This is a genomic window from Nakamurella flava, assembly GCF_005298075.1.
In the GTDB taxonomy this organism is placed as follows: Bacteria; Actinomycetota; Actinomycetes; order Mycobacteriales; family Nakamurellaceae; genus Nakamurella; species Nakamurella flava.
Genome location: NZ_SZZH01000001.1, coordinates 887,799 through 911,393, shown reverse-complemented (window position 1 = coordinate 911,393; position 23,595 = coordinate 887,799). Strand labels below are relative to the sequence as shown.

The window sequence follows — 23,595 nt, the reverse complement described above, 5'->3', positions numbered from 1 at the left end:
GTGCCTCCCCGTCTGCCGAGAGCCGGGTCACTGCGCGCTGCGGACGGTGTCCTGGAGCTGGCCCAGGATGGTCTGCAGGTCGGCCTCGGGACGATCGACGATCACGGCCGTGCCCTGCGAGGCCTTCACGACGGCATCGGTCACCGATGGGTCGTGGTAGAGCTCGACGAGCTTGAGGTACGTGGGGTTGGCCTTGTCCGCGTCGCGGGCGACGAACGCGTTGATGTATGGCTCCGCGGCCGGCTTGGACGGATCGTCGTTGTACAGCGCCTTGGACGGATCGAGCTTGGCGTCCAGCGCGAAGTTGTTGTTGACGACCGCGGCGTCGACCGAGGACAACGAGGTCACCGTCTGCTGGGCGTCCACCGGGACCACCGTCACCTTGGAGGCGGCGGTGTCGACGTCGGCCGGGGTCGACAGCACGGTGCCGCCCCCGGTCAGCGAGATGAGACCGGCCTGCTGGAGCACGAGCAGCGCCCGGGCCTGGTTGGTCGGGTCGTTAGGGATGGCCACCTGACCCCCGGCCGGGATCTGGTCAAGCGCGGTGTATCGGTTCGAGTACAGCCCCAGGGGCACGACGACGGTCGAACCGATCGGGGTGAGGGTCTGACCGGCCGAGACGTTGTAGTTGGCGAGGAACAGCAGGTGCTGGAACAGGTTCAGGTCGATCTGCCCCTGGGCGAGCGCCGGGTTGGCCTGGGTGTAGTCGCCGAAATTCACGGTCTGCAGGTCGATGCCGTTCTGGCTGGCCAGGTTCTTCAGGATCGGCCAGTAGTCGGCGCTGGCCTCGGTGGTGCCGACGCGCACCACCGCCTTGTCGTCGCCCGACTTGGTGAGGTTGACGATCAGCAGGGTGGCGGCGACGACGACGGCCACCGCTGAGACGGCGGCGCCGACGAGCAGGCCGCGACGGGACTGACGGCGATCAGGCAGCCGCGGCGGGAGTGAGGGCTGGTCGGGGGTGTCGGATCCGGTGGACATGCGGGTACCTCTCGGGAGCGCCGGGCGCGATCGCCCGGTCGGGTCAGGATGGGAAGCGGCGAGTTCGACTGACTGCGGGCGTCACCACGTCATCTCCGACACACCCGAGGGGTGCGGAAGACTGGTCGCCGCTGATGTCCGTCGCGGAAGTGCAGTGCGCCTGTTCAGTCGCCGGTACAGAGCCGGCCGGGCGTCACGGCGTGGGAGAACAGGGCCGGCGGCGTCAACTGCGACACCCGTGGTTCACGGGGTCGGTCGATCGGGGCACCAGCACGCACCCGGCGACGGTACGGGCTGATTTGACCGATGTTCAACTCCGGACAGCAGATCGTGGGCAACACCACCCCCGACCGTCGCGGATCAGGCGGCTGGCCGGAAATCGTTGCGACGGAATGCGTCTGACGGTGGCGGTCGTCATGCTTCGAGCTTCGAGCACCAGGTTGACCGACCCGCCGCCATGTCTTATGGTCGCGGCAGGTCACGAGTATCAGCGCACAGCCCCGGCTTGCTGATCGGCAACCCTCCGTCCGTGGTGGGGTGCTCCGGGTGAGGACCTGGCCGGTCGAATGATGCCGGCAAGCACGGGCTCCGCGACGGAGCCCCTACCGGACGACGGGAGGGCTCAATCCACCATGACGCGTATCGACGCGACACCACGCGTGTTCGCCGGCCTGTGCGCCTGCTTCCTGGCCGCGGCCAGCGACCGCTCCTGCCGCCGGCACATCGACCTGCAGCGCGTGTCCAGCGCCCTGTGTCCGGCCGGCTGACCCAGCTCTGCGCTGAACCGGTCCCTTCGGCGACCACTTCTGTTGCGCTGCCGGTCTTCTCGGCGCGCTGATCTTGCGTCCTCCCGTGGTGGTCGTCGCCGGCGACCACCACGGCAGCGACCCGTGTCCCGGTCATCGCGTCCGCCACCCGACCCGATGCCTGTCCGTCGCACCCCTTACGGGGCCCGGCCCGAAAGCCGTCATGTCCTCTTCGCTCATCGAGCATCCGGGGGCGTCGCATCCCGATGCCGACCCGCGCTCATCGTCCCTCGACCCGTCGAGCCTGACCGTCGTCCGGTCCCGCCACCCCTGGCGGTGGGCCGCGGCCGCCGGCGCGCTCGTCCTGGTCGCCCAGTTCGTCAACGGTCTCATCACCAACCCCGGCTGGGACTGGCCCGCGTTCGCCGACTACTTCACCGCTCCCGCGGTGCTGCGGGCCCTGTGGCTGACGGTGCAGCTCACCATCTACGGCACCGTGCTCGGTTTCGCGCTCGGTATCGCACTGGCAGCCGCCCGCCTGTCGAAGAACCCGGTGCTGCAGACGATCTCGTGGACCTACGTCTGGGCCTTCCGCTCGATCCCGTTGATCGTGCAACTGCTGTTCTGGTTCAACATCGCCTACCTCTACCAGAGCATCTCGATCGGGGTGCCGTTCGGACCCGGCCTGTTCAGCGTCGACGTCAACTCCACGATCAGTGGGATGGCCGCCGCCGTCATCGGTCTCGGGCTGCACCAGGCCGCCTACTCCGCCGAGATCATCCGCGGCGGCATCCTCTCGGTCGACCCCGGTCAACTGGAGGCGGCGGCCGCGTTGGGCCTGCCCCGCCGGCGGCAGTTCTTCCGCATCGTGCTGCCCCAGGCCATGCGCGGCATCCTGCCGAACGCCGCCAACGAGGTGATCAGCCTGTTCAAGGGCACGTCCATCGTCTCCACCATGGCGATCGCCGAGCTCTTCTACCAGGTGCAGGTCATCTACGGCCGCAACGGGCGGGTCGTCCCGCTGCTCATGGTCGCCACCGTCTGGTACATCGTGCTGACCACGGCCCTGTCGGTCGTCCAGTACTACGTGGAGCGGCACTACGCCAAGGGGGCCGTGCGCACCCTGCCGCCGACTCCCTGGCAGCGCCTGCGCGCTCGGGTGAACGGAGACGCCCGATGAGCGGCCTGTTCGACCGGCTGCGCGGCCGCCGCTCCGGAGCCCCGGCACCGGCCGACTCGGCGGACGCCCTGGAGATCTTCGGTGTGCACAAGTCCTACGGCAAGCTCACCGTGCTGGACGGCATCGACTTGCGGGTTCGACGGGGCGAGGTGGTCGCCATCATCGGACCGTCCGGCTCGGGCAAGTCCACCCTGCTCCGCTGTATCAACCACCTCGAGAAGGTCGACCAGGGTCTGATCCTGGTGGGTGCCGAACCCATCGGCTACCGCCTGCAGGGCACCCGGCTGCACGAACTCTCCGAGCGGGACATCCTGCGTCAACGCGTCAAAGTGGGCTTCGTGTTCCAGAACTTCAACCTCTTCCCGCATCTGACGGTGCTGCAGAACGTCGTCGAGGCGCCGGGCTCCGCGCAACGCCGTCCCCGGGAGGAGGTGCTCGACCGGGCCAGGGAGTTGCTCGCCGCGGTGGGGGTGGCCGACAAGGCCGACGCCTATCCCCGGCAGCTGTCCGGCGGCCAGCAGCAGCGGGTGGCCATCGCCCGGGCGCTGGCTCTGGAGCCCGAGGTCCTGCTCTTCGACGAACCGACCTCGGCCCTGGATCCGGAACTGGTCGGCGAGGTCCTCGCCGTGATCCGGGATCTCGCCGCCCAGGGCCGGACCCTGGTCATCGTCACCCACGAGATCGCCTTCGCCCGGGAGACCGCCGACCGGATCGTCTTCATGGATCAGGGTGTCGTCGTCGAGGAAGGGCCGCCCGCCCAGGTTCTCGACCGTCCCGCCCAGGACCGGACCCGCGCCTTCCTGCAGGCCGTCCTTTGATCCGGGCGCCAGCCCGGCGCCCCCTCTCGACTTCCTCTCCCGCACCCGGGGGCGCGCACCTGCGCCGCCCCCGGTCCTCGGCAATCCCTGTCACCCGCCGCTCCACCCCAACGAAAGGATCCACCATGCTCACCCGACTCCGTCGCGGCGCCGCTGTGACCTCGGCCGTCATGGCCGCGGCTCTGATGCTGGCCGCCTGCGGCGGCGGCTCGTCGACTTCCCCGGCCGCGAGCACCAGTGACGGCACCGCGTCGCCGGCCGCCGCGCAGACCGGCTCGGCGGCGACGTTCAACCTGACGCCGGACCAGAACCGCATCCGCACCGAGAAGGTCGACGCCATCGCCGCTCTCGTCCCCCAGGAGATCCGGGACCGGGGCACGATCCGCATCACCGGATCGGCCGGAACCGCTCCGCCCCTGCGTTTCTACGCCGACGACGACACCACCCTGATCGGCTCCGAGGTCGACTTGGCCGAATTGTTCTCCGACGTCCTGGGCCTGCAGGTGGAGGAAGGGACCGCCGACTGGGCGCAGAACTTCGTCCGCATCGACTCCGGTGAGGCGGACGCCTTCATCTCCAATGTCACCGTCACCGAGGAACGCAAGGAGAAGTACGACTTCGCCACCTACCGGCAGGACACCCTCGGTCTGGAAAGCCGCGCGGACGATCCGTGGACGGTGTCCGGTCGCAAGGACCTCGCCGGCAAGGTGATCGCCGTCGGATCGGGCACCAACCAGGAGAAGCTGCTGGTCGACTGGAACGAGGCGAACGTGGCGGACGGTCTCGCGCCGATCGACATCAAGTACTTCCAGAACTCGACCGACTACTACCTGGCCCTGTCGTCGGGCCGCATCGACGGGTATCTCGGGCCGAACCCGACCGCGCAGTTCCACGCGGCCAGCACCGGCGAGACCACGGTGATCGGCACCTTCTCCGGTGCCGGAGACGCCCTGCAGGGCGAGATCGCCGTGCTGTCCCTCAAGGGCAACGGGCTGGCGCAGGCGTACGCCGCCGCGATCAACCACACCATCGAGAACGGGACCTATCAGCAGGTTCTCGACCGTTGGCAGCTCGGCAGCGAGGCCGTCGACAAGTCCGAGATCAACCCGCCGGGTCTGCCCAAGACCGGCTGAACCCCCAGGCGCCGTGCAAGGACACCGCCGGTCCAGCCCCTCGCGGGCCGGGTCGGCGGTGTCGGCGGTTGCTTCCGGAACGAACCAGCGCCGGGTAGTTTGCCGCGGGTGACAACACTGAGTGCCGTGTGGTCGTTCATCCTCGTTGTGGGCCTGCTGACCGTCACCCCAGGGTTGGACACCGCCCTGATCGTGCGCACGGCGGCAACCGGACACCCGCGGCGCGCCTGGGGCGTCGTCACCGGCATTCAGACCGGCACCCTGATCTGGGGGGTCGCTACATCGCTGGGCATCACCGCCGTGGTCACCGCCTCCACCCTGGCCTACGAGGTGCTGCGCTGGACCGGCGCGGCGTACCTGGTCTGGATGGGCCTGAGGATGCTGTGGGCCGCGCGCCGCGATGCGGGTGGCGCACCGCAGGGGAGCCCGGTGTCCCCGGCTGGCACTGACGGCGTGGAGGTCGACAAAGGCGACGAACGGGGCGCCTTTCGCGCTGGCTGGCGGCGCGGTGCCGCCACCAATCTGCTGAACCCCAAGATGGGCGCCTTCTACGTCGCCCTGCTCCCCCAGTTCATCCCCGCCGGTGCCTCGCCGTTGCCCTTCGGCGTGCTGCTGGCCGGCGTCCATGTCGCCCTGGGCGTGGTGTGGTCAGCGGCCCTCGTGCTCGTCGCCCGCCGAGTCCGATCGATCCTGCAGCGCCCGAGGACGCGGCGGGTCATGGATGGAGTGACGGGCACCGTCATCGCCGGATTCGGCGTGAAGCTCGCTCTCAGCAGCCGCTAGCGGCTACTGCGCACGGACCGCACGGCCCAACCGTCGGGCCGCCTCGACGAGGTCGTCCTCGGCGACTGCGGAGAACCCCAGCCGCAGGTGCCGGCGGTACGCCGGGCCGGAGCCGTCGCTGCTGGCCGCGTCGAAGTGCCGACCCGGCTGGAAGTTCGTCCCCTCCAGCAGCGCCCGTTCCAGGACCTGATCGGCGTCCAGACCGGGCCGGGTGATCCGGGCCCACAGGAAGATGCCGCCGTCGACGTCGGGAACCGCCAGGGCCCCGTCGGTCTCGGCCAGCAGAGCGGCGCGCAGGGTCGCGGCCCGGCGGGCGTACGCGACCCGCGCCCGCTGCACGATCTGCTCGAATCGGCCCGGCCGGGTCACCAGGTCGGCGATGGCCCGCTGGGTGACCAGGGAGGTGAACTGGTCGGTGTTGGCCCTGACCACCGTGACCGGTTCCCGCAACCACCGGGGCAGCACCAGCCAGCCGGTCCGCAACCCCGGGCCCAGCGTCTTGGAGAACGTGTTCGCCCGGACGACCCGATCGGAGCCGACGTCCAACCCGGGCAGCGGATTACCACCGAAAGTCAGCTCCTGGTAGGGGTTGTCGGCCAGGACGACGAAACCGTACCGCTCGGCCAGCTCGACCAACCGGGTGCGGCGCTGGGCCGAGAGGGTCACCGCGGTCGGGTTCTGGAAGTCCGGGATCAGGTAGAGCATTCGGGGGCGCACCCCGGCCCGCAGCCGCCGTTCCAGTTCGTCGACGTCCAGTCCGTGCGCGTCGACCGGCACCGGTTCCCACCGGGCCCCGTGATACTGCAGCAGGCGCAGGGCCAGCGGGAAGGTGGGGCTCTCGACCAGCACCAGGTCACCGGGATCCAGCACGGCCTGCATGATCAGCGAGATGGCGTGCAGCGCCCCGTCGGTCACCTGGATGCGGTCCGGGTCGGCGACGCCCTCCCGGTCGGCCAGCCACGCCCTGAGCTCGGCCACGCCCTCGGGCCGCGCGTAGGGCAGGGACACGGTGGCGGCGGCCGGGTCGGTCAGGACGGTCGCGAAACTCTCGGCCAGTTCGGCCACCGGCAGGACGTCCGGGGCGGGAATCCCACCACTCAACGGGATGCTGCCCGGTCCCACCGGTTGCAGCGGGAACCCGGCGGTGAGAGCGGTGAGCCGACGGGCGGTCTCGAGACTCACCGTCGGCCGGGCCAGGCCCGTCGGCTCGACCGCCCCGAGCACCGCCGTCATGAGGCATCCTCCGGGGTCGTGTACTGGGCGAACCGGGTCGTGCGGCGCAGTCGGAAGCCCAGCGATTCGTACAGCCGGATGGCCGAGACGTTGCCGGCCCAGGCGTGCAGCAGCGCCCGTTCGCCGCGGGCCGCGATACCGGCGCCGACCGCGGACACCAAGCGGGTCGCCAGACCCTGGCCCCGGTATCCGGGATCGGTGCACACGGCGCTGATCTCGGTCCATCCCGGTGGGTGCAGACGCTCGCCGGCCATTGCGACCAGTCGTCCACCCCGCCGGATGCCCAGGTAGGTGCCGAGCTCGATGGTCCCCGGGCGGAACGGGCCCGGCCGGGTCCGGTCGACGAGGTCCAGGATTTCCGGGACGTCCTCCCGGGTCAGCCGTATCGCCTCCGGGTCGGGTCGTTTGTCCACGGAGACGTCGACCATCTGTACGCCGGGCAGGTCCTCGCCGATCCGCCAGCCGGGTGGCGGTGGCGCGGTAACGCCGGACAGCGCCACGGTGACCCCCGGCCCGACCAGGGCGGCCAGATCGGCCCAGGCTGCCGGGTCGTCGGGGTCCGACAGGGCCACGAAACCGGCGACGTCGGGGTGGTAGCGGGCGGCCCGGCGGTGCCGCTCGGCCAGCCGACCGTGCACGCCGAGCAGTGAGGCCCAGACCGGCTGGTCCAGCACCGGGTCGCCGAGAGTCGGATCGGCGGGCAGGCCGAGATCCGGGACGGGCAGCGTGCCGGTCATCGGGCGCCGGCCAGCGACCGTGGGGTCGGCACCCGCAGGCCGAGGTGGTCCCGCAGGGTGGTCCCGGTGTACTCGGTCCGGAACACGCCCCGCTCCTGCAGGAGCGGCACCACCCGGTCGGCGAACTCGGCCAACCCGTCCGGGGTGATGTGCGGGACGAGGATGAAGCCGTCGCTGGCGTCGGCCTGCACGTACCGGTCGATGGTGGCGGCGATCGTCTCCGGGGAGCCGATGAAGTTCTGCCGGCCGGTGACCTCGATGACCACCTCCCGCAGGGACAGGCCCTTCTCGGCGCCCAGCCGGCGCCACCGCTGGGCTTCGGTGAGCCGGTCGCCGTGCTGGCGGACGCTGGCCCGGCCCCGCGCGATGGTGTGCTCGCCCTCGACCGGGTCGAACTCCGGGACCGGGCCGTCCGGGTCGTAGTCGGAGAGGTTGCGGTTCCACAGTTGCTCGGCGAACCGCAGGGCGGTCTGCGGGCTGACCTGCTGGCGGCGGATCTCGGCCGCGAGTTCCGCCGCCTGCTCGTCGGTGTCGGCCAGCGCGAACGTCGCGGCCGGCAGGACCAGCAGTTCGTCGTGCGTGCGTCCGTAGCGGGACAGGCGCCCCTTGACGTCGGCGTAGAACGCCTGGCCGGCGTCGAGCGTCCCGTGCCGGGTGAAGATCGCGTCGGCCGACGCGGCCGCGAACTCCCGGCCGCGCTTGGAATCGCCGGCCTGGAAGATCACCGGCCGGCCCTGGGGGCTGGTCGGCACCGGGAAACGTCCGGCGATGTCGAAGAAGTCGTCGCGGATCGCGTAGGTGCCGGGTTCGTCGGCGGAGAACAGCCGGCCGGACTCGGCGTCGGCGACCACGTCGACCCCGTCCCAGGAGTCGAACAGCGTGGTGGCCGCGTCGAGGAACGCCTGCGCCCTCTCGTACCGGTCCGACTCCGGGAGATACCCGCCGCGGCGGAAGTTCTCACCGGTGAACGCGTCCCAGGAAGTGACGACGTTCCAGGCGGCCCGGCCGTCCGACAGATGGTCGAGGGAGGCGAACTGGCTGGCCACCTCGAACGGCTCGTTGAACGTCGAGTTGATGGTGCCGGTCAGACCCAGCCGGTCGGTGACCGCGGCCAGGGCGGCCAGCACGGTGAACGTGTCCGGGCGGCCGACGACGTCGAGGTCGTAGATCCGGCCGTTCTGTTCGCGCAGCCGCAGCCCCTCGGCCAGGAACAGGAAGTCGAACTTGGCCCGTTCGGCGATCTGCGCGAAACGCACGAAGGAGTCGAACTCGATGTGGCTGCCCGACCGGGGGTCGCTCCACACCGTGGTGTTGTTGACCCCCGGGAAGTGCGCGGCGAGGTGGACCTGCTTGCGGGGACGGGGGCTGGTCATGCGCTGACTCCTGAGGTGGCGTAACGGTTCTCGGGACGGGCCAGACCCAGCCTGTCCCGGAAGGTGGCGGCCGCGTTCTCGGCCGGGCGGGTCAGCCCACGGGCGCGCAGGGCGGGCAGCAGGTCGTCGGTGATGGCGTGCAGGTCGTCGGGCAGGACCGCCGGGCGCAGCCGGACACCGTCCGCCCCGGCCGCCTGCCAGCGCCCGATGGTGTCGGCGACCGCGTCGGCCGAACCGCCGACGACCGCGGTCGGGGACGACCAGGACTGCCGGCCGTCCAGCCGGGCCAGACGCCGATCGGCCGGATCCCCGGGACGGTCCAGCGCGACAGCGATCTCGGCGACGATCGCCGGACCCTGGTCCGGCGTCGGAGCGCTCGCGCGGATGCGGTCCGCAGCGACCCCGAATTCCCCGACGTCGGCCGCCGGCGCCAGCACCAGGTCGGCCCCACGCACCGCGGCCCGCAGCGCCGTCGGGTCGGTGAGGGCGGACGCGTCGACCGTCACCGCGACCGGCGGCTGCCCCTGCGGCGGACGGGGCGTGATGGACGGCCCCTTGACCGAGAAGTGCGGCCCGGCGAAGTCGATGTAGTGCAGCTTGTCGATGTCGACGAACCGGCCGGTCGCGGCGTCGCGGATCTCGGCGTCGTCCTCCCAGCTGTCCCACAGCCGTCGCAGCACCTCGACGTAGTCGGCCACCTCGCCGTAGCGTTCGGCCGCCGGGGCCGGTCCGGTACGACGACCGAGGTGGGCGTATTCGGCGGGCGAGGTGGACGCGCGCACCAGGACGCCGGCCCGTCCGGTCGCCGCGTAGTCGAGGGTGGCGATGGCCTTGGCCGCGTGGAACGGCTCGGTCTGCTGGGCCGCGACCGAGGGCAGCAGACCGATCGCGGTGGTGACCGGGGCGAGCCGGGCGGCCAGCAGCGTGGCGTCCAGCCGGACCGGGGCACTCCCGTCGGCCGCCGGGGCGAAGACGTCCTCGAGGGTGAGGAAGTCGAGCCCGCCGGTGTCCGCGGTCCGGGCCAGTTCGACCCACGTGCGGCTGGCGAAGAGGGCGGCCGGATGGGCGGTCGGCTCCCGCCAGGCGGCGGGGTGCCAGCCGGCTCCGTCCAGGGCGACGCCGATCAACAGGGGCGTGGTGGTCATCGCAGAGCCTCCGCAGTGGGGGTGGTGGTGGGTCGACCGGCCACCGCATCGAGGACGGCACGCAGGGCGGGGCCGTGCTGAAGGACGTGCTCGTCCAGCAGCTCGGAGAACCGGCCGATCTCGGACTCGGTGATGATCAGGGAGGGCACCGGTGTCAGCGCGCCGAGCTCGGTGAGCACCGGGCGAAGGTGGATGTCGACCAGGTGTCGATGCACCTCACCTCCGGCCGTGATCACCGGCTGGACGATCGTGCGCGTCAGCGAGCCGGCGGCGAACGCGTCGAGGAACAGCTTGAGGACCCCGGGGTAGGACGCCTTGTAGGTCGGGGTTCCCAGCACGACCAGATCGGCGGCGAGTACCGCGTCGACGGCGGCCGCAGCTTCGGCCGACAGCTGCCACGGGACGAGCAGCCCCCCGGCCAGCGTGGCGATGTCGACGGTCGTCGCGTCGGCCCCCGGGACGATGGCGTCCGCGGTGCGCTCGGCGAGCTGGCGGGTCCTCGACCCGGCTTTGGGGTTGCCGACCAGCACGACGACCCGCGGGTCGCGGACGGCGACGATGGCGGTCATCGCGCGCTCCCCGGGACCAGCGGAGCCTGTTCGCCGGCGGTGACGGCCACCGGGACTCGGTTGGCGGCGACGGGGGCCGGGCAGGTGCCGTGGGCCGTGAACGCGAACGGCGGGTTGACCGCCCGGTTGAAGTCCAGCAGCACCTGATGCCGCTCGTCCGGTGCCGCCGTGCTCAGCACGCGCCACGGCGCCGTCAGGACGCCGTTGGTGAGGTCGCGGAAGGCGACGGTCAGTCCCCCGTCGCCGCCGACCGTCGCGGCCAACGACACCGGGGTCCCCGCCACCGAGAAATCGACCCGGCCGTGGGTGACCGCGGTGGTGAGCAGGTCGGGACGGGCGGTCAGCACCACCTCGGCCACGGGCTCCGGCGTCGGGACGAAACGGGCCGTGAGCAGCCACGTGTCGGTCCAGTCGAAGGTGGGGATGCCCCGGAACCCGGTTCGGGTGGCGGCGTGCGGGTCCCGGATGCGCAGGGCCGGCCGGCCGGCCCGGCGCAGCAGCTCGACCTGGCGGTCGCCGTGCCGGACCGCCAGCACCGACGCGCCGTCCGGCACCGGAAACCGCACGGTTCCGGCCAGCGACCCGCTCGACGGGACGGCGAAGGGATCGGCCGGCACATCGACGGTGTCGGTGCGCCGCGATTCGCCGACCGGGTACAGCGCGTCGGAGGTGCGGGCGGCGAGGGTGACCGTCTCGTCGTCCGCGGACCAGCGTCCCGGCAGCCCGGGCACGTCGATCGCGTCCGGGGTCAACCAGGCGAAGCCGGCCAGGCTGAGCCAACCGTGCGGGCGGCGCAACTCGGCGGACCGGGTGGCCCGCCAGGCCCGCCAGGACGCGATCGCCTCCTCGGATCCGGCCCCGGGTTCGGCCGGCGGTGCGACCGGTCCGGAATGGCCTCGTGGGTGGGTGGTCGTGAGCGTCATCGAACGGCGACCTTTCGATCGGAGGGCAGGTGGTGGTCGACGGTGGCGCGGTGCCCCGGTGGGTGGTCGGCGGGCAGAGTCGGGCGCCGCGGGTCGCGGGTGTGGGGTCCGGCGGCTGAGCCACTGTGGACGTCGGCGCTCAGCAGCTCCAGCAGGTCGCGGGCCACCGCGTCGTTCTGCCGGAAACCCGGACCGTTGAAGCCGGGCCGGGCGAAACCGGCCGACCCGGCCGAGCCGGAGACCGACGGGCCGAGCAGGAAGCGCCGGAGATGCACCGAGCCGTCGGCCCGGATCGCCCGACCGGACGCGTCGGCCAGCAGCTGTCCGCCGCCGAGCGCGACTCCGTCGTCGTCGACGATGTCCTCGGCCGCCAGTTGGCCGGTCGCCAGCAGCCCACGGATGATCGGGTCGGTGGCCGCCAGGACGTCGGGCCGGGTCAGCCGGGCGTCCACCAGGGCCCGGGTGGTGACCGTCCCGGGAGCGGCCGGTGAGGACGCGACGAACCGGCCGCCGCGAAGCTGCACGGTGATGTCCGGCCCGAGGAAGTGGACGAGGCCGGCCTCCTGCAGGGCCAGCAGCTCGACCAGCCGACGAGGGGGCGGCCCGCTGGCGAGGAACGAGAACAGCCCGTGGAAGCGGTTCTCCACCCACCGGACCCGGTCCGCCGGGCCGATCGATCCGGAACGCAGGGCCCCGGCCAGGGCACCGAAAACGGCCAGCAGCGCGTCGAACACGGCGGCGTCGGGCGAGAAGGACGGGTCGGCGCGGCGGCGGAGATCCTCGGCGACGTGATCGGCCACCGCGCGGTCCACCGCGTGCGCGTCGGCGAACCGATGGCCGGCGAACGGGCGGTCGATGCGGGGCAGATCGAAGTGGTCGGCCGCCGCCGGGACGGCTGCGGTCAGGTAGCGACCGAACGACGAGTGCTCGAGAGTGTCGACGACAAAGCCGTTCTCGAACCGGTGGAGGAACTCGCTCCACGGCACCGTCGTGCGGTCCGGGTGCCGCGAGAACAACTCCTCGTAGTGGGCGACCGCCAGCTCGCGGACCACCAGCGGCCACACATCCTTGCGGAAGTCGAGGTGTCCCCGGTCGTTGCGTGGCAGCGCCGCGACGGCCGCTGCAGTCAGGTAGCGGGTGGTCGCCGGCCCGGTGACCGACCGCCGGTAACCGAGCTTGGCGTGGTAAGGAACCCCGCGGCGCGAACCGACGTACAGCACGGGCTCGGCCCCCGACGCCTCGTAGCGCAGTCGTCCGTCCTCTTCGTGGAACCGTCCGCCCCGTCCCTGGGTGAGCAGCACGACGAGGTCGACGAAGGCCAGGCCCATCCCCCGGACGACGACGGATTCGCCGGCGCCCAGCGCCGACAGGTCGAGGTCGGCGGTGGGACCGGGCGGGATGTAGGTCAGAGCATGACGTTCGGCGGCTCGCGCGAACGCCTGGTCCGCGTCCGACAGGCTGCGATCCAGATAGCCCTGGGCCAGCACCACCGCATCGGCGGTCAGCGTGGTCCCGTCGGCCAGATCGACCTGCTGACGGGCGGATCCGGTGTCGGTGACCGCGAGCGCGGTGGTGGTGTGCTGGGTCACCCGGATCGCGGGCGGCAGGGCGGCCAGCACCCGCCGCCACGCCCAGTCCAGGTACCGGGACTGGATGCGGCGGGAGGCGAACCCGTCCGGACCGGTCACGTCGGCCTCATCCAGCAGTCCCGCGGCGGCGAGCCCGGGTCGGCCCTCACCGGCCATCCATTCGTGCAGTGCGGGTCCGGCGACCACCGGTCCGGCCATGGTCACCGAGGTGTCGGGGAAAACCGTGACGTCCCGGGCCACCGAGTTCATCCACAGCAGACCGGACTGGTCGTCGCGCCAGATCCGGCCGGCTCCCGCCGGGTGCGGGTCGACGACCACGATCTCCAGCTCGGCCGCCGCAGGCCACCTCTGGGCGTTGGCCGCGATCCGCTCGAGCACTCCGAACGCCCGCGGCCCGCCGCCGACGACGACGAGGCGGCGGTGGCGGGGGGTGGCATCGGCGGGCCGGCCGCCTCGACGGTCGATCCGGGCCGCGTCGGAGCGCACCGTCATGGCGTCGGTCCGCTCTGGTCGATCAGTCGGCTGTGCACCTGACGTCGCACCTGGGCCACCGCCAGGTCGCGGGAGCGGTCCGGGCCACCCTGACGGCAGCCGACGAGAGTCGTTTCACGCTCGCATGCCTCGCCCGGGCCGACGGCCACCGTCACCGGCGCCAGGTCGGCCACCGGCCGGGCCGGCACGTCGCGGACCGGCTTGACGAACGGCAGCGGGCCGATGGTCTCGGGGTCGGCGGCGACGTCGAACAACGGGGTGAAGCCGGCGGCCAGGTAGAGCGCGCGGGCCTCCGGCTGGCGGGGTCCCGTCGTCAGGTAGAGCTGCCGGTAGCCGAGCGATCCGGCGGTACGGTCCAGTTCGGCGAGGACCCGCCGGCCCAGTCCGCGCCGTCGGTGCCCGGAGGCGGTCCACATGCGCTTGACCTCGGCGGTGTCGGCGTCGCGGCGGCGCAGCGCCCCACCGGCGACCGGGACACCGTTCTCCAGCAACAGCAGGAAAGCGCCGTGGGGCGAACGGAAGTCGCTGACCGGCACCTCGGTGAGCAACGAGTTCGGGGTGTCCCGGCCGTAACGGGAGCCGTACTCGACGCGCAGGTCGGTCAGCAGCGGGGCGAGCCGGGGATCGTCGGGATCCAGGGTCAGGACCGTCAGGTCACCCGATCCGGCCACCGGCGACACCGGCGGCCCGGCCGGTCGATCCACCCGGATGGGCACCTCGGCCGCCAGGGCCGGCCCCCCGGCTGGTGGTGTGAGCGTGGCCAGGAACTCGGTGACGACCTGGGCCAGAGGGCCGGCGGACGCCGCGTCGACCAGCACTCCCCCGTCCGGCCAGTGGCGGACATGGGGCGATGGCACGAACCAGCCCGGAGCCACCGACGCGCCGAGCACCGACAGCACCGGCCGCAGCGCGTAGTCGACCGACAGCACGTGCGCCGTGGACCCGCCGGTGGCGATCGGCAACACCGCCTTGCCCCGCAGCCCGAACTGCGGGACGACATCGAGGAACACCTTGAGCAAGCCGGCGTACGACGCCTGGTAGATCGGCGTGGCCACCACCAACGCGTCGGCCTCCCGGACCTGTTCCAGCGCGACGGAGATGGCCGGGTCGGTGACGTCCGCGGCCAGCAGCGCCGACGGCGGCAGATCACGCAACCGGAGCGTGTCGACCCGGTGCCCGGCGCCGGTCAGCCGGCGGTTGACCGTGCTCAGGACGGCGAACGTGCTCGAGCCGGGTTGCGGGCTGGCGGAGATGCTCAGGATGCGGGCCACGATGGCTCCTTTGCGAGCCACGTGTGCGGGTTCAGCACACCGGCCGGGTCGAAGACGGATTTGAGACGTCGCTGCAGGTCCACCACCGGCGCCCCGAGTTCCTGTTCCAGCCAGCGGCGTTTGGTGATGCCGACCCCGTGTTCGCCGGTGATGGTGCCGCCCAGGGCCAGGGCCGCGCGGACCAGGTCGTCCGCGGCCCGCTCCAGCGCGAGTGGCGGCTCGGACTCCCCCGTGACGCGGGGCAGCGTGAACGCCGGGTGCAGGTTCCCGTCGCCGGCGTGCGCGACGACCGACGTGCTCACGCCGTGCGCGGCGCCGATCCGTTCGATCCGCTCGAGCAACGGGCCCATCGCCGATCGGGGCACGGCGACGTCCTCGCCGACGAACCACAACCGCTCGTCCAGCACCCGTCCGCTGCGGCGCAGCTCGAAGTACCGATCGGCCTCGGCCCCCTCGGGCAGGTCGACATCGGCGCCCAGGTCGACGAGAGCCCCGGCCAGCGCGGCGATCTCGGCATCGGCACCGAGGCCGTCGGTCTGCACCAGCAGCAGCGCCGATCCGTACTCGGCCAGGTCGGTGCCCTGGCCCTCGTCGATGGCTCGCAGCGTGCCGGCGTCCAGCAGTTCGAGCACGCTCGGCGTGACGCCCTGGGCCAGGGCGACGAGCACACCCGCGGCGGCCGCCGCGGCGGACGGGAACCAGGCGGCCAGCGTGCGGGTGCGGGCGGGCCGGGGACGCAGCCGCACGGTGGCCTCGACGACCACGCCGAGGGTGCCCTCCGAGCCGACGAACAGCCCGGTCAGATCGAAGCCGGCCACGCCCTTGATGGTGCGGTGACCGACCGGCAGCACGGTGCCGTCGGCCAGGACCGCCGTCAGGGCCAGCACCGACTCGCGGGTCACGCCGTACTTCACGCAGTGCAGACCGCCGGCGTTGGTCGCGATGTTGCCGCCGATGGTCGATTGCCGCCAGCTGGCCGGGTCGGGGGCGTAGGTCAGCCCGTGCTCGGCCGCGGCGGCGTCCAGGTCGGCGGTCACCACCCCGGCCTGCACGACCGCGACCTGGTCGGCCGGGTCGATCTGCAGGATCCGGTTCAACCGCTCGGTGGACAGCACGAGGGAGCCGTCGGGTGCGCTGGCCCCTCCGGAGAGGCCGGTGCCGGCGCCCCGGGGCACCACCACGGTGCCGGTGGCCGACGCGAGCCGCAGGGTCGCGGCGACGCCGGCGGTCGTCCACGGTCGGACCAGGGCGAGTGGCCGGCCGGGCAATCGGTGACCGGACCGGTCGGTGGCGACGCGATCGAGATCATCGTCGCCGGTGAAGACCTCACCGTCGGACAGCTCGTCGCGCAGCCGGGTCAACAGGTGCGCCCGGTGGGCGTCACGGTCGGCGGGCCGGGCCGACGACCGGTGATCCAGGATGGACACGCTCATCAGGAATGCACCCCCAAGTGGGCCAGCAGTTCGGCCCGCAGCGCGACGACCCGGGGGTCGGCCACGTCCCGCGGGCGGGGGAGGTCGACGACGACCTCATGGGCGATGACGCCGTCCCGCATCACCAGGACCCGGTCGGCGAGCCGGACCGACTCCTCGACGTCGTGCGTGACCAGCAGCACGGCGCAGCGGTGAACGGTCCACAGGTCGGCGACCAGCGCCTGGGCGGTGAGCCGGGTCAGGGCGTCGAGCGCCGAGAACGGTTCGTCGAGCAGCAGCAGGTCGGGTTCGCGGACCAGCGCGCGGGCCAGTGACGCCCGCTGCGCCTCACCCCCGGACAGCACCTTGGGCCAGACGTCGCTGCGGTGGCTCAGACCGACCTCGGCCAGGGCCGCCTCAGCCCGGGCGCGGTCCGGCCGGCCGGGCAGGCCGAGGACGACGTTGCGCCAGACCTTCTTCCACGGCAGCAGCCGGGGCGCCTGGAACGCGACGGCCCGCCGGTCCGCGACCTCGACTCGACCGCTGATCTCGGTGTCCAGGCCGGCCAGCACCCGCAGCAGGGTGCTCTTGCCGCAGCCGCTGGCCCCCAGCAGGGCGACGAACTCCCCCGGCGCGATGTCCAGGTGCAGGTCGTCGATCACCCGGCGGTCACCGAACGTCTTGGTCAGGCCGGTGACCCGGGCGGCGCTCAGGCTCCGGTGAAGGTCGGTCGCCATGCCAGCAACACCCTTTCCAGAAGGCGGACGAAGACGTCCGCGAGCAGCCCGAGGACCGCGTACAGCACGAGGCACAGCACGATGGTGTCGGTCTCGAAGAACTCGCGGGCGTTGTTGATGAGGAAGCCGATACCCGTGGTGGCGTTGATGGTCTCGGCGAAGACGAGGATCAGCCAGGACACCCCGATCGAATACCGCAGACCGACCAGGCCGGACGGCACCGCGGACGGCAGGATGACGTGCCGGATCAGGCCGAAGCGGCGCAGCCCGACGGTGCGGCCCGCCTCGATGAGGGCGGGGTCGGTGCCGCGGATCCCAGCGAACAGGTTGAGGTAGAGCGGGAAGAACACACCGAGAGCGATGAGGATCAGTTTCGGTTCGTCGCCGATGCCGAACCAGATGATCAGCAGCGGGATGAGCCCGATGACCGGGACGGTGCGGAGCATCTGGATCGGGGCGTCGAGAATGTCCTCACCCAGCCGGAACAGGCCCGACAGCAGGGCGATGACGACGGCGGCGGTGACGCCGATGGCCAGTCCCAGTCCGACCCGTTCGGCCGACGCGGCGATGGCCCGGGGCAGCTCGCCGGAGGACCACAGCTCGCGGGCCTTGACCAGCACGTCCTGCGGTGCGGCCAGGGTGGTCCGCGGCAGCAGGCCGGACGCACTGGCCACCGCCCAGCCGATCACCAGCACCAGGGGGCTGATCGTCTTGACCACCCAGCGCGGCACGGCGGGGCGGCCGCCCCGGCGACGGGTGTGGCCGGCGACCACCGTGGTGGCCACCGTCCGTGCCGGCCCGGAAGCCGGCTCGGCCGGCCGTTGCGCGGTGATGACACCGGCGCCGACCTGTCCGGTGACCGGCCGCACAATCGCGTCAGCCGGCATCGGAGGCCGCCTGAATCGCCTGAAGGCCCTGGTCGTACTCGGTGGTCCAGTACTGGCCGATGTCGACGGTGGCGGTGAGAATGCCGGCCTGTACGAAGGTGTCGACGATCTTCCGCTGGGAGGCGATGGCCTGCGCCGAGGTCGGGACGAAGTGGCTGGGGCGTTGCTGTTCCCCGTCCACGAAGACCTGCCGAGCCTGCTCGACGGGCTGCTTGGTCTCCCGGGCGATCACCGCGGCCCAGTCGTCAGGGTGGGACCGGGCCCAGGCGAAGCCCTTCTCGAGTCGGTCGTAGAAGTCCAGGATCGCCGCCTTGGTCGCCGGGTCGGCGTTGGTGGCCGGCCGGGTGACGTACAGGAAGTTGCCGGACAGGATGTCGCGCGCGTCGACCAGCGTGGTGGCGCCCTTGGCGTGGGCCGTGATGACCGCGTTGCCGTAGGAGGCGAGCGCATCGACCTGCCCGGACAGCAGCGCGGCCAGACCGTCGCTGGTGGACAGCGGGACGGCCTCGATGTCCGACCACTGCAGCCCGGCGGCGGCGACCGACTGGTACAGGAAGTAGTGCGCGGTGGTGTTCTGGACGTACGCGACCTTGCGGCCCTTGAGCTGCTCGACCGAGGCGATGGTGCTCCCCTCGGGAACCACCACCTCCTGGGTCAGGGTGTTGCCCTGCCGCACGGCCGAGATGGTCAGCGAGCCGGGACCACCGGACTGGGCGGCGAAGATCGGCGGGATCTCGCTGGCGCTGGCCAGATCGATGGCGTCGGCCCCCAGCGCCTCCAACTGCAGGTTGCCGCCCTGGAACAGGCTGAACTCGGTGCGATACGGGGTGTCGGCCAGTCCGGCGCTCTGCAGCAGCAGCTCCTGCTGCTTCCAGCCGGTCTCCCCGACCCGCAGCGTGACCGCGGACAGGTCGGTGCCCGTGCCGGCGACGGTCGCCGACGGAGCCGACGTGGTCGATCCCGTCGCGGCAATGCTGCCGCCACCGCAGGCGGCCAGGGTCATCACCAGACCCAGTGCGGCGGCGGTGGCCGCGGTGGTGGAGGCGAGGCGCCGCCGGAGCGAGCGTCTGGTCATGGGAGGGCCTTTCGAAGAATTGTCGCCCGAGGGTCGAGGTGCTCGGGCGTCGCCGAGGCGAGGGGAAAACACCGACGGCGATGGCCGGTGCGGTGGTCCGTCGACGGTGACGGTCCTGCGGGAAGGTCGGACCGGAGGTGCGCGGCGTCCCGGATGCGGCCGCCCCGCCCAGATGGCCGGCCGCGGCGGCGATGTGCGCCGGGGACGCACTCTGCGCGAGGGGACGTCGATGCCGACCGGGCCGCGCGTTGATCAGCGATCCGCGGAGCGGACCACCGTCGGGGACGCGGGAGGGACCGTCAGCGGCCGACAGCGGCCGGGCGGCGACGGATCAGTGGGTGCCGGGAACCGAGGTCGTGGTCAGCGACAACAGAGCGCGCTGGAGACGCGCTGCAGATCGACGTGACGTCGCTGCACGGACAGCACGGACACGACCCGGCGCTGCGCCGGCTGGTCGTTCGTGGTCGTCATGCGTTCGGTTCTTCCCTGAGGGGCCCGGTGGAACGGGCCGCGCGCTTGCCGGCATCTCGTCGATGCCGACCAGGTCCTCACCCGGAGCACCCCGCCGCGATGGGAGGGTTGCCGTCCAACAAGCCGGGGCTGTGCGCTGGAACTCGTGACCTGCGATCAAGGTAGATCACCGCTGCGATGCGGTCAAACATCTGTGGCCCCCGTCAGCGTGAGACAGACCACGCTGACCGACATCTCGCCTCGGGTGGTGGACGGCCGGCGGGAATACGCCCGCCCTCATCGACCGAGTGACCGGATGATCATCGATATACCGAGAGGGTCTGCACGCCGTGGTGTTTCGCCCGCCCTGCCGCGGGTATCTGCATCCCAGGCGCTGGCTTTGGGTCCATGACCTTCCCTGCCGGGCGGTGGAGCACTCTCGGGCAGCGCCGCCCTCTTCGGCTCAGCCGATCCCGGCCATGCGCGCGGCGTGCCGGTTGTGCTCGGCCACGACCGGCTCCATGTCGACGGTGACCACCCGGCCCTCCTGCACCAGCACCCGGCCGTCGACCACCGTCCAGTTCGCCCGCTGGGGCGCGCAGAACACCGCGGCGGCCACCGGGTCGGCCAGGCCACCGGCGAAGTCGATGGTGTTCAGGTCGAGCGTGAAGAAGTCGGCCCGCTTGCCGACCGTCAGGGCGCCGATGTCGGTGCGTCCCAGCAGTCGCGCACCGCCCAGCGTCCCCAGTTCGAGCACCTGCCGGGCGGTGACCCATTCGTGCGCCCGCAGCGGGTGCGAGGTGGGCAGCAGACTCGCCGGGCCCTCCGGTGGGCGCAGACCCATCCGCAGCCGCGCCAGCAACATGGCCTGCCGCACTTCGGCCAGCATGTTGGAACTGTCGTTGCTGGCCGAACCGTCGACGCCCAGGCCGACCGGCACTCCGGCGTCCAGGTACTTCTTCACCGGCGCGATGCCCGACGCGAGCCGCATGTTGGACGACGGGCAGTGGCAGGCGCCCGTCCCGGTCGCCGCGAACAGGGCGATCTCGGTGTCGTCGACGTGGATGGCATGCGCGTACCAGACGTCGTCGCCCACCCAGTCGAGCTCCTGCATGTAGGCCACCGGCCGCAGGCCGTGGTGCTGCAGGGTGAACAGTTCCTCGTCGAGGGTCTCGGCCAGGTGGGTGTGCAGCCGCACCCCGTGCCGGCGGGCGAGCTCGGCCGAGTCCCGCATCAGCTGCGAGGTCACCGAGAACGGCGAGCACGGGGCCAGCACGATCTGCGTCATCGACCCCGGCCGCGGGTCGTGGTGCGCGGCGATGACCCGTTCGCAGTCGGCCAGGATCGCGTCCTCGTCCTCCACGCAGGAGTCCGGCGGCAGGCCGCCCTGCGACTCCCCCAGCGACATGCTCCCGCGGGACACCGCGAACCGGATACCCAGCTCGGCGGCCGCGCCGATCTGGTCGTCGACCCGGCAGCCGTTCTGGAAGACGTAGGCGTGGTCGAACAGCGTGGTGCACCCGGACAGGGCGAGCTCCGCACCGCCGACGAGGGTGGCGGTCCGGGCAGCCTCCGGGGTGCGGGAACCCCAGATCTCGTAGTGGGCCCGCAACCACGGGAAGAGATTGGTGTTCTGCCCGGCGGGCAGGTTGCGGGTCAGCACCTGGTCGAGGTGGTGATGCCCGTTGACCAGCCCGGGCAGCAGCAGCTGATCGGTGAGATCGATGACCTGGTCGGCGGTCTCGGGAAGCTCCGTAGTGGGCCCGACCTGCTCGATGACGCCGTCGCGGACGAAGAGACCGCCGTCGGGGATCTCCCGGCGCTGTTCGTCCATGGTGACCAGGACGGTGGCGTGACGGGCGAGCAGGGTGGACACAGGCAGACCTCCGGGGTGACGACGACGTCGCGCCCCAGTATCGCGGTCGCCGGGCCCGGGGCCGCACCGGGTCAGGACTTGCCCGGCCACCCCTCGGTCGAGGAGATGGTGCCGTCCGCCGCCGCGGCGGCGAGCTGGGCGTGGTCCCGTTCGGTCTGATCGGCGTAGGCCAGTGCGAAACGCACCAGCGCCTCCTCGGCCTTGTCGTTCGTGCCGAGGTAGTCGGCGATCGCGGCGGCGTCGCCACTGCGGGCGTGGGCCCGGGCCAGGACGCGGCCACACGCGCCGGCGAACTGGCCGAGGTACGGAGCGATGACGTCGCCCCGCGGGATCACCTTGCCGTCGCGGAACTGGCGCACGTAAAAATCCGTCCGGTCGTCGCCGACCCCCACTGACGTCCACCCCAGGAACATGTCACCGGCCGACTGGATGAGTCGCTGGCCCTGGACCACCCGGGCGCCGTGGTTGTCCTGCCTGGCCGGCGCCAGGAACGGCTCGTACACCGACGCCGTCGCTTCCTTGATCTGGAAGAAGAGCGGGTCGCCCGACGCGCGCTCCTCGGCCAGCATCAGACCGATCCGCATGCCGACACTGCCCACCCCGACGACCTGCTGGACGACGTCGACGATGTCGAACCGGGACAGCAGGCTGGACAATTGGGCCGGCACCGAGTGCAGGTAGTTGTCGATGGCCTCCTGCAGGGTCCCGGCGAACTGGCGCAGGTCGTGCGAGCGGTAGGGCGGATCCTCGGAGATGCGTCGCCGGCCGTCGGAGACCATCACCAACTTCCTGGCCGCCCCCCGGCTGGTCCGCTTGCGGGCCTGCTTCTCGATGAGCTGGTCCAGGCCGCTGTCCTCCGCGCCGGAGAGGAAGTGCACCAGGGATGCGGCGTCGACGGTGTCCGACCAGACCTGCAGGATCGTCGAGGTCGCGTACCGGCGCATCCATCCCCGGTACTCCCGGTATCCCGATCGGACGGCCTGCACGGCCAGCTCCTGGCTCACCCCGTTCTCCCGGGCGAGCACGGGCACGCTGGCCAGGAAACGCTTCAGATCCCATTCGAACGGCCCGGGCAGGGTCTCGTCGAAGTCGCGGAGGTCGAACGCCAGGGTGCGCTCCGGGGTGTTCCAGAGACCGAAGTTCAGGACATGGGCGTCACCGCAGAGCTGGACCATGATCTCGGTGTGCGGGGTCGAGGCCAGGTCGGCCGCCATCACCGCCGCCGCGCCCCGGTAGTAGGCCCACGGCGAGGACGCCATGCGGCCGTGGCGCAGGGGCAGCAGGCCGGGCAGCCGGACGTTCTCCTGACCGAGGATGGTCTGCAGCGGATCGTGACCGCGGGTGGCCGGATCCCAGTGCCCGAGGGCCTTGCGTCCGACCAGGCGGCGGTCGGCGCGGCCGGGACCGACGTGCTCGGGCGCGAACGCCACCCCCAGATGATCGTGCGGCGCCGCCTGTGTCATGGCTGAACCCTAGGACCCGCCCGGCCCGCGCCCAGGGGAACACCGGACATGTCCCGCCAACGGGTCGGGCCCGGGCCCACCGGGGTCGCCGGGTGGATCGGTGCCGAGGTGGACGCTCAGCCGGGCGGACGGCGGCGGCGGGCTCCGCCGACGAAGAACGGCAGGGCGATGAAGATCAGCGGCAGGACCGCGATCCCCCTGGTGACGACGACCAGGACGGCCACGAGGATCACGATCGCCACGGTGAGGACGACGCCCGCGACCGCCGGGGTGGGCGTCGGCCCGGTCGCGGGCGCCCGGTACCGGCTGTGCGAGGTCGGGGGCGGCGCCCACCGGGTGTCGGCGCGGTAGGCCGGCACCGGTCCCGGGCGACGGGCGTCGCCGCCACCCGTGGCCGGTGTCCCGTCGACGACGTCCGGCCCGAACACGGCACCGAAGCCTGGTAGGTCGTCGAACAGGACCCGCAATTGATCGACGTAGACCGCCGCGTACGCGTCGGTGGCGCGGCGGTCGAATTCCTCGGGATCGAGCCGCCCCTCGGTGAAATGGTCGGCCAGCAGGCGAACGGCCCGTTCCCGGTCCCCGTGCCCGGCCCGGACGCGGCGGCGGCCATCGCTGGGTTCCACCATCGGACCTCCTCGGGTGCCGCCTGCGCCGCAGACCCCTGCCCTGCGCGACCCCTGCCCTGCACGATACGCACCGCGACTCGCGGCCCCCCGGCC

The 23,595-nt window shown here is 72.1% G+C and carries 22 protein-coding genes and 2 riboswitches; of the genes, 5 read left to right on the top strand and 17 right to left on the bottom strand.

Features of this window, described 5'->3' with window-relative positions; translation table 11 throughout:
- Positions 1-27 precede the first annotated feature (27 nt).
- A complete protein-coding gene (locus tag FDO65_RS04105; RefSeq protein WP_137448158.1) occupies positions 28-981 on the bottom strand; it encodes a MetQ/NlpA family ABC transporter substrate-binding protein in 954 nt (317 codons plus the stop codon).
- Between the two features lie 476 nt (positions 982-1,457).
- Positions 1,458-1,569: riboswitch (SAM riboswitch) on the top strand.
- A 44-nt stretch (positions 1,570-1,613) separates the two neighbouring features.
- Here FDO65_RS04105 and FDO65_RS23035 point away from each other — a divergent pair.
- The 5 genes from FDO65_RS23035 (at position 1,614) to FDO65_RS04085 (ending at position 5,641) form a co-directional block, all read left to right on the top strand.
- Positions 1,614-1,748 carry a putative leader peptide gene (locus tag FDO65_RS23035; protein WP_276606810.1) on the top strand — a complete coding sequence of 45 codons (135 nt, stop codon included), beginning with the start codon at positions 1,614-1,616 and terminating at the stop codon, positions 1,746-1,748.
- Positions 1,749-1,950: 202 nt separating this feature from the next.
- Positions 1,951-2,907 (top strand): amino acid ABC transporter permease, encoded by a 957-nt coding sequence (locus FDO65_RS04100; protein WP_137448157.1) that lies wholly within the window; start codon positions 1,951-1,953, stop codon positions 2,905-2,907.
- Positions 2,904-3,725 (top strand): amino acid ABC transporter ATP-binding protein, encoded by an 822-nt coding sequence (locus FDO65_RS04095; protein WP_137448156.1) that lies wholly within the window; start codon positions 2,904-2,906, stop codon positions 3,723-3,725. Before FDO65_RS04100 ends, FDO65_RS04095 begins: the two co-directional genes overlap by 4 nt.
- Before the next feature lie 125 nt (positions 3,726-3,850).
- Positions 3,851-4,858, top strand: coding sequence for an ABC transporter substrate-binding protein (locus FDO65_RS04090; protein ID WP_137448155.1), 1,008 nt, complete (start codon positions 3,851-3,853; stop codon positions 4,856-4,858).
- 108 nt (positions 4,859-4,966) lie between these two features.
- Positions 4,967-5,641: a LysE family translocator gene (locus tag FDO65_RS04085; protein WP_137448154.1), complete on the top strand. Its 675-nt coding sequence runs from the start codon at positions 4,967-4,969 to the stop codon at positions 5,639-5,641.
- A 3-nt stretch (positions 5,642-5,644) separates the two neighbouring features.
- Here the strand turns inward: FDO65_RS04085 and FDO65_RS04080 are convergent, their stop codons facing one another.
- The 16 genes from FDO65_RS04080 to FDO65_RS04010 form a co-directional block, all read right to left on the bottom strand.
- On the bottom strand, positions 5,645-6,874 hold the full coding sequence (locus FDO65_RS04080; protein ID WP_137448153.1) for an aminotransferase-like domain-containing protein: 1,230 nt from the start codon (positions 6,872-6,874) through the stop codon (positions 5,645-5,647).
- Complete coding sequence (locus FDO65_RS04075) at positions 6,871-7,611, bottom strand: GNAT family N-acetyltransferase (protein WP_137448152.1); 741 nt, start codon at positions 7,609-7,611, stop codon at positions 6,871-6,873. The genes FDO65_RS04080 and FDO65_RS04075 overlap by 4 nt, the downstream gene beginning before the upstream one ends.
- Positions 7,608-8,984 carry an NtaA/DmoA family FMN-dependent monooxygenase gene (locus tag FDO65_RS04070; protein ID WP_137448151.1) on the bottom strand — a complete coding sequence of 459 codons (1,377 nt, stop codon included), beginning with the start codon at positions 8,982-8,984 and terminating at the stop codon, positions 7,608-7,610. Before FDO65_RS04070 ends, FDO65_RS04075 begins: the two co-directional genes overlap by 4 nt.
- Positions 8,981-10,129: an LLM class flavin-dependent oxidoreductase gene (locus FDO65_RS04065; protein WP_137448150.1), complete on the bottom strand. Its 1,149-nt coding sequence runs from the start codon at positions 10,127-10,129 to the stop codon at positions 8,981-8,983. The genes FDO65_RS04070 and FDO65_RS04065 overlap by 4 nt, the downstream gene beginning before the upstream one ends.
- Positions 10,126-10,698, bottom strand: a complete 573-nt coding sequence (locus FDO65_RS04060; RefSeq protein WP_137448149.1) for an NAD(P)H-dependent oxidoreductase — start codon at positions 10,696-10,698, stop codon at positions 10,126-10,128. Before FDO65_RS04060 ends, FDO65_RS04065 begins: the two co-directional genes overlap by 4 nt.
- On the bottom strand, positions 10,695-11,621 hold the full coding sequence (locus FDO65_RS04055) for a DUF1684 domain-containing protein (protein WP_137448148.1): 927 nt from the start codon (positions 11,619-11,621) through the stop codon (positions 10,695-10,697). Before FDO65_RS04055 ends, FDO65_RS04060 begins: the two co-directional genes overlap by 4 nt.
- Positions 11,618-13,702, bottom strand: coding sequence for an FAD/NAD(P)-binding protein (locus FDO65_RS04050; RefSeq protein WP_137448147.1), 2,085 nt, complete (start codon positions 13,700-13,702; stop codon positions 11,618-11,620). The genes FDO65_RS04055 and FDO65_RS04050 overlap by 4 nt, the downstream gene beginning before the upstream one ends.
- The gene (ssuE, locus tag FDO65_RS04045) at positions 13,699-14,973 is read right to left on the bottom strand and encodes an NADPH-dependent FMN reductase (RefSeq protein WP_137448146.1); all 1,275 of its coding nucleotides are present in this window, start codon (positions 14,971-14,973) and stop codon (positions 13,699-13,701) included. Before ssuE ends, FDO65_RS04050 begins: the two co-directional genes overlap by 4 nt.
- Positions 14,958-16,406, bottom strand: coding sequence for an FAD-binding oxidoreductase (locus FDO65_RS04040; protein WP_137448145.1), 1,449 nt, complete (start codon positions 16,404-16,406; stop codon positions 14,958-14,960). Before FDO65_RS04040 ends, ssuE begins: the two co-directional genes overlap by 16 nt.
- Positions 16,406-17,122 carry an ABC transporter ATP-binding protein gene (locus FDO65_RS04035; RefSeq protein WP_137448144.1) on the bottom strand — a complete coding sequence of 239 codons (717 nt, stop codon included), beginning with the start codon at positions 17,120-17,122 and terminating at the stop codon, positions 16,406-16,408. Before FDO65_RS04035 ends, FDO65_RS04040 begins: the two co-directional genes overlap by 1 nt.
- On the bottom strand, positions 17,095-18,009 hold the full coding sequence (locus tag FDO65_RS04030; protein WP_137448143.1) for an ABC transporter permease: 915 nt from the start codon (positions 18,007-18,009) through the stop codon (positions 17,095-17,097). Before FDO65_RS04030 ends, FDO65_RS04035 begins: the two co-directional genes overlap by 28 nt.
- Positions 17,999-19,084 (bottom strand): ABC transporter substrate-binding protein, encoded by a 1,086-nt coding sequence (locus FDO65_RS04025; protein WP_137448142.1) that lies wholly within the window; start codon positions 19,082-19,084, stop codon positions 17,999-18,001. The genes FDO65_RS04030 and FDO65_RS04025 overlap by 11 nt, the downstream gene beginning before the upstream one ends.
- 360 nt (positions 19,085-19,444) lie before the next feature.
- On the bottom strand, positions 19,445-19,555 hold the full coding sequence (locus FDO65_RS23215; RefSeq protein ID WP_338101034.1) for a putative leader peptide: 111 nt from the start codon (positions 19,553-19,555) through the stop codon (positions 19,445-19,447).
- A gap of 36 nt (positions 19,556-19,591) precedes the next feature.
- Positions 19,592-19,706: riboswitch (SAM riboswitch) on the bottom strand.
- A gap of 291 nt (positions 19,707-19,997) precedes the next feature.
- Positions 19,998-21,410: an 8-oxoguanine deaminase gene (locus FDO65_RS04020; RefSeq protein ID WP_137448141.1), complete on the bottom strand. Its 1,413-nt coding sequence runs from the start codon at positions 21,408-21,410 to the stop codon at positions 19,998-20,000.
- Positions 21,411-21,481: 71 nt separating this feature from the next.
- Entirely contained in the window at positions 21,482-22,873 is a 1,392-nt protein-coding gene (locus FDO65_RS04015; RefSeq protein WP_137448140.1) for a DUF2252 domain-containing protein, read from the bottom strand.
- A gap of 116 nt (positions 22,874-22,989) precedes the next feature.
- Complete coding sequence (locus FDO65_RS04010) at positions 22,990-23,502, bottom strand: DUF1707 SHOCT-like domain-containing protein (protein WP_137448139.1); 513 nt, start codon at positions 23,500-23,502, stop codon at positions 22,990-22,992.
- Between the last annotated feature and the right edge of the window lie 93 nt (positions 23,503-23,595).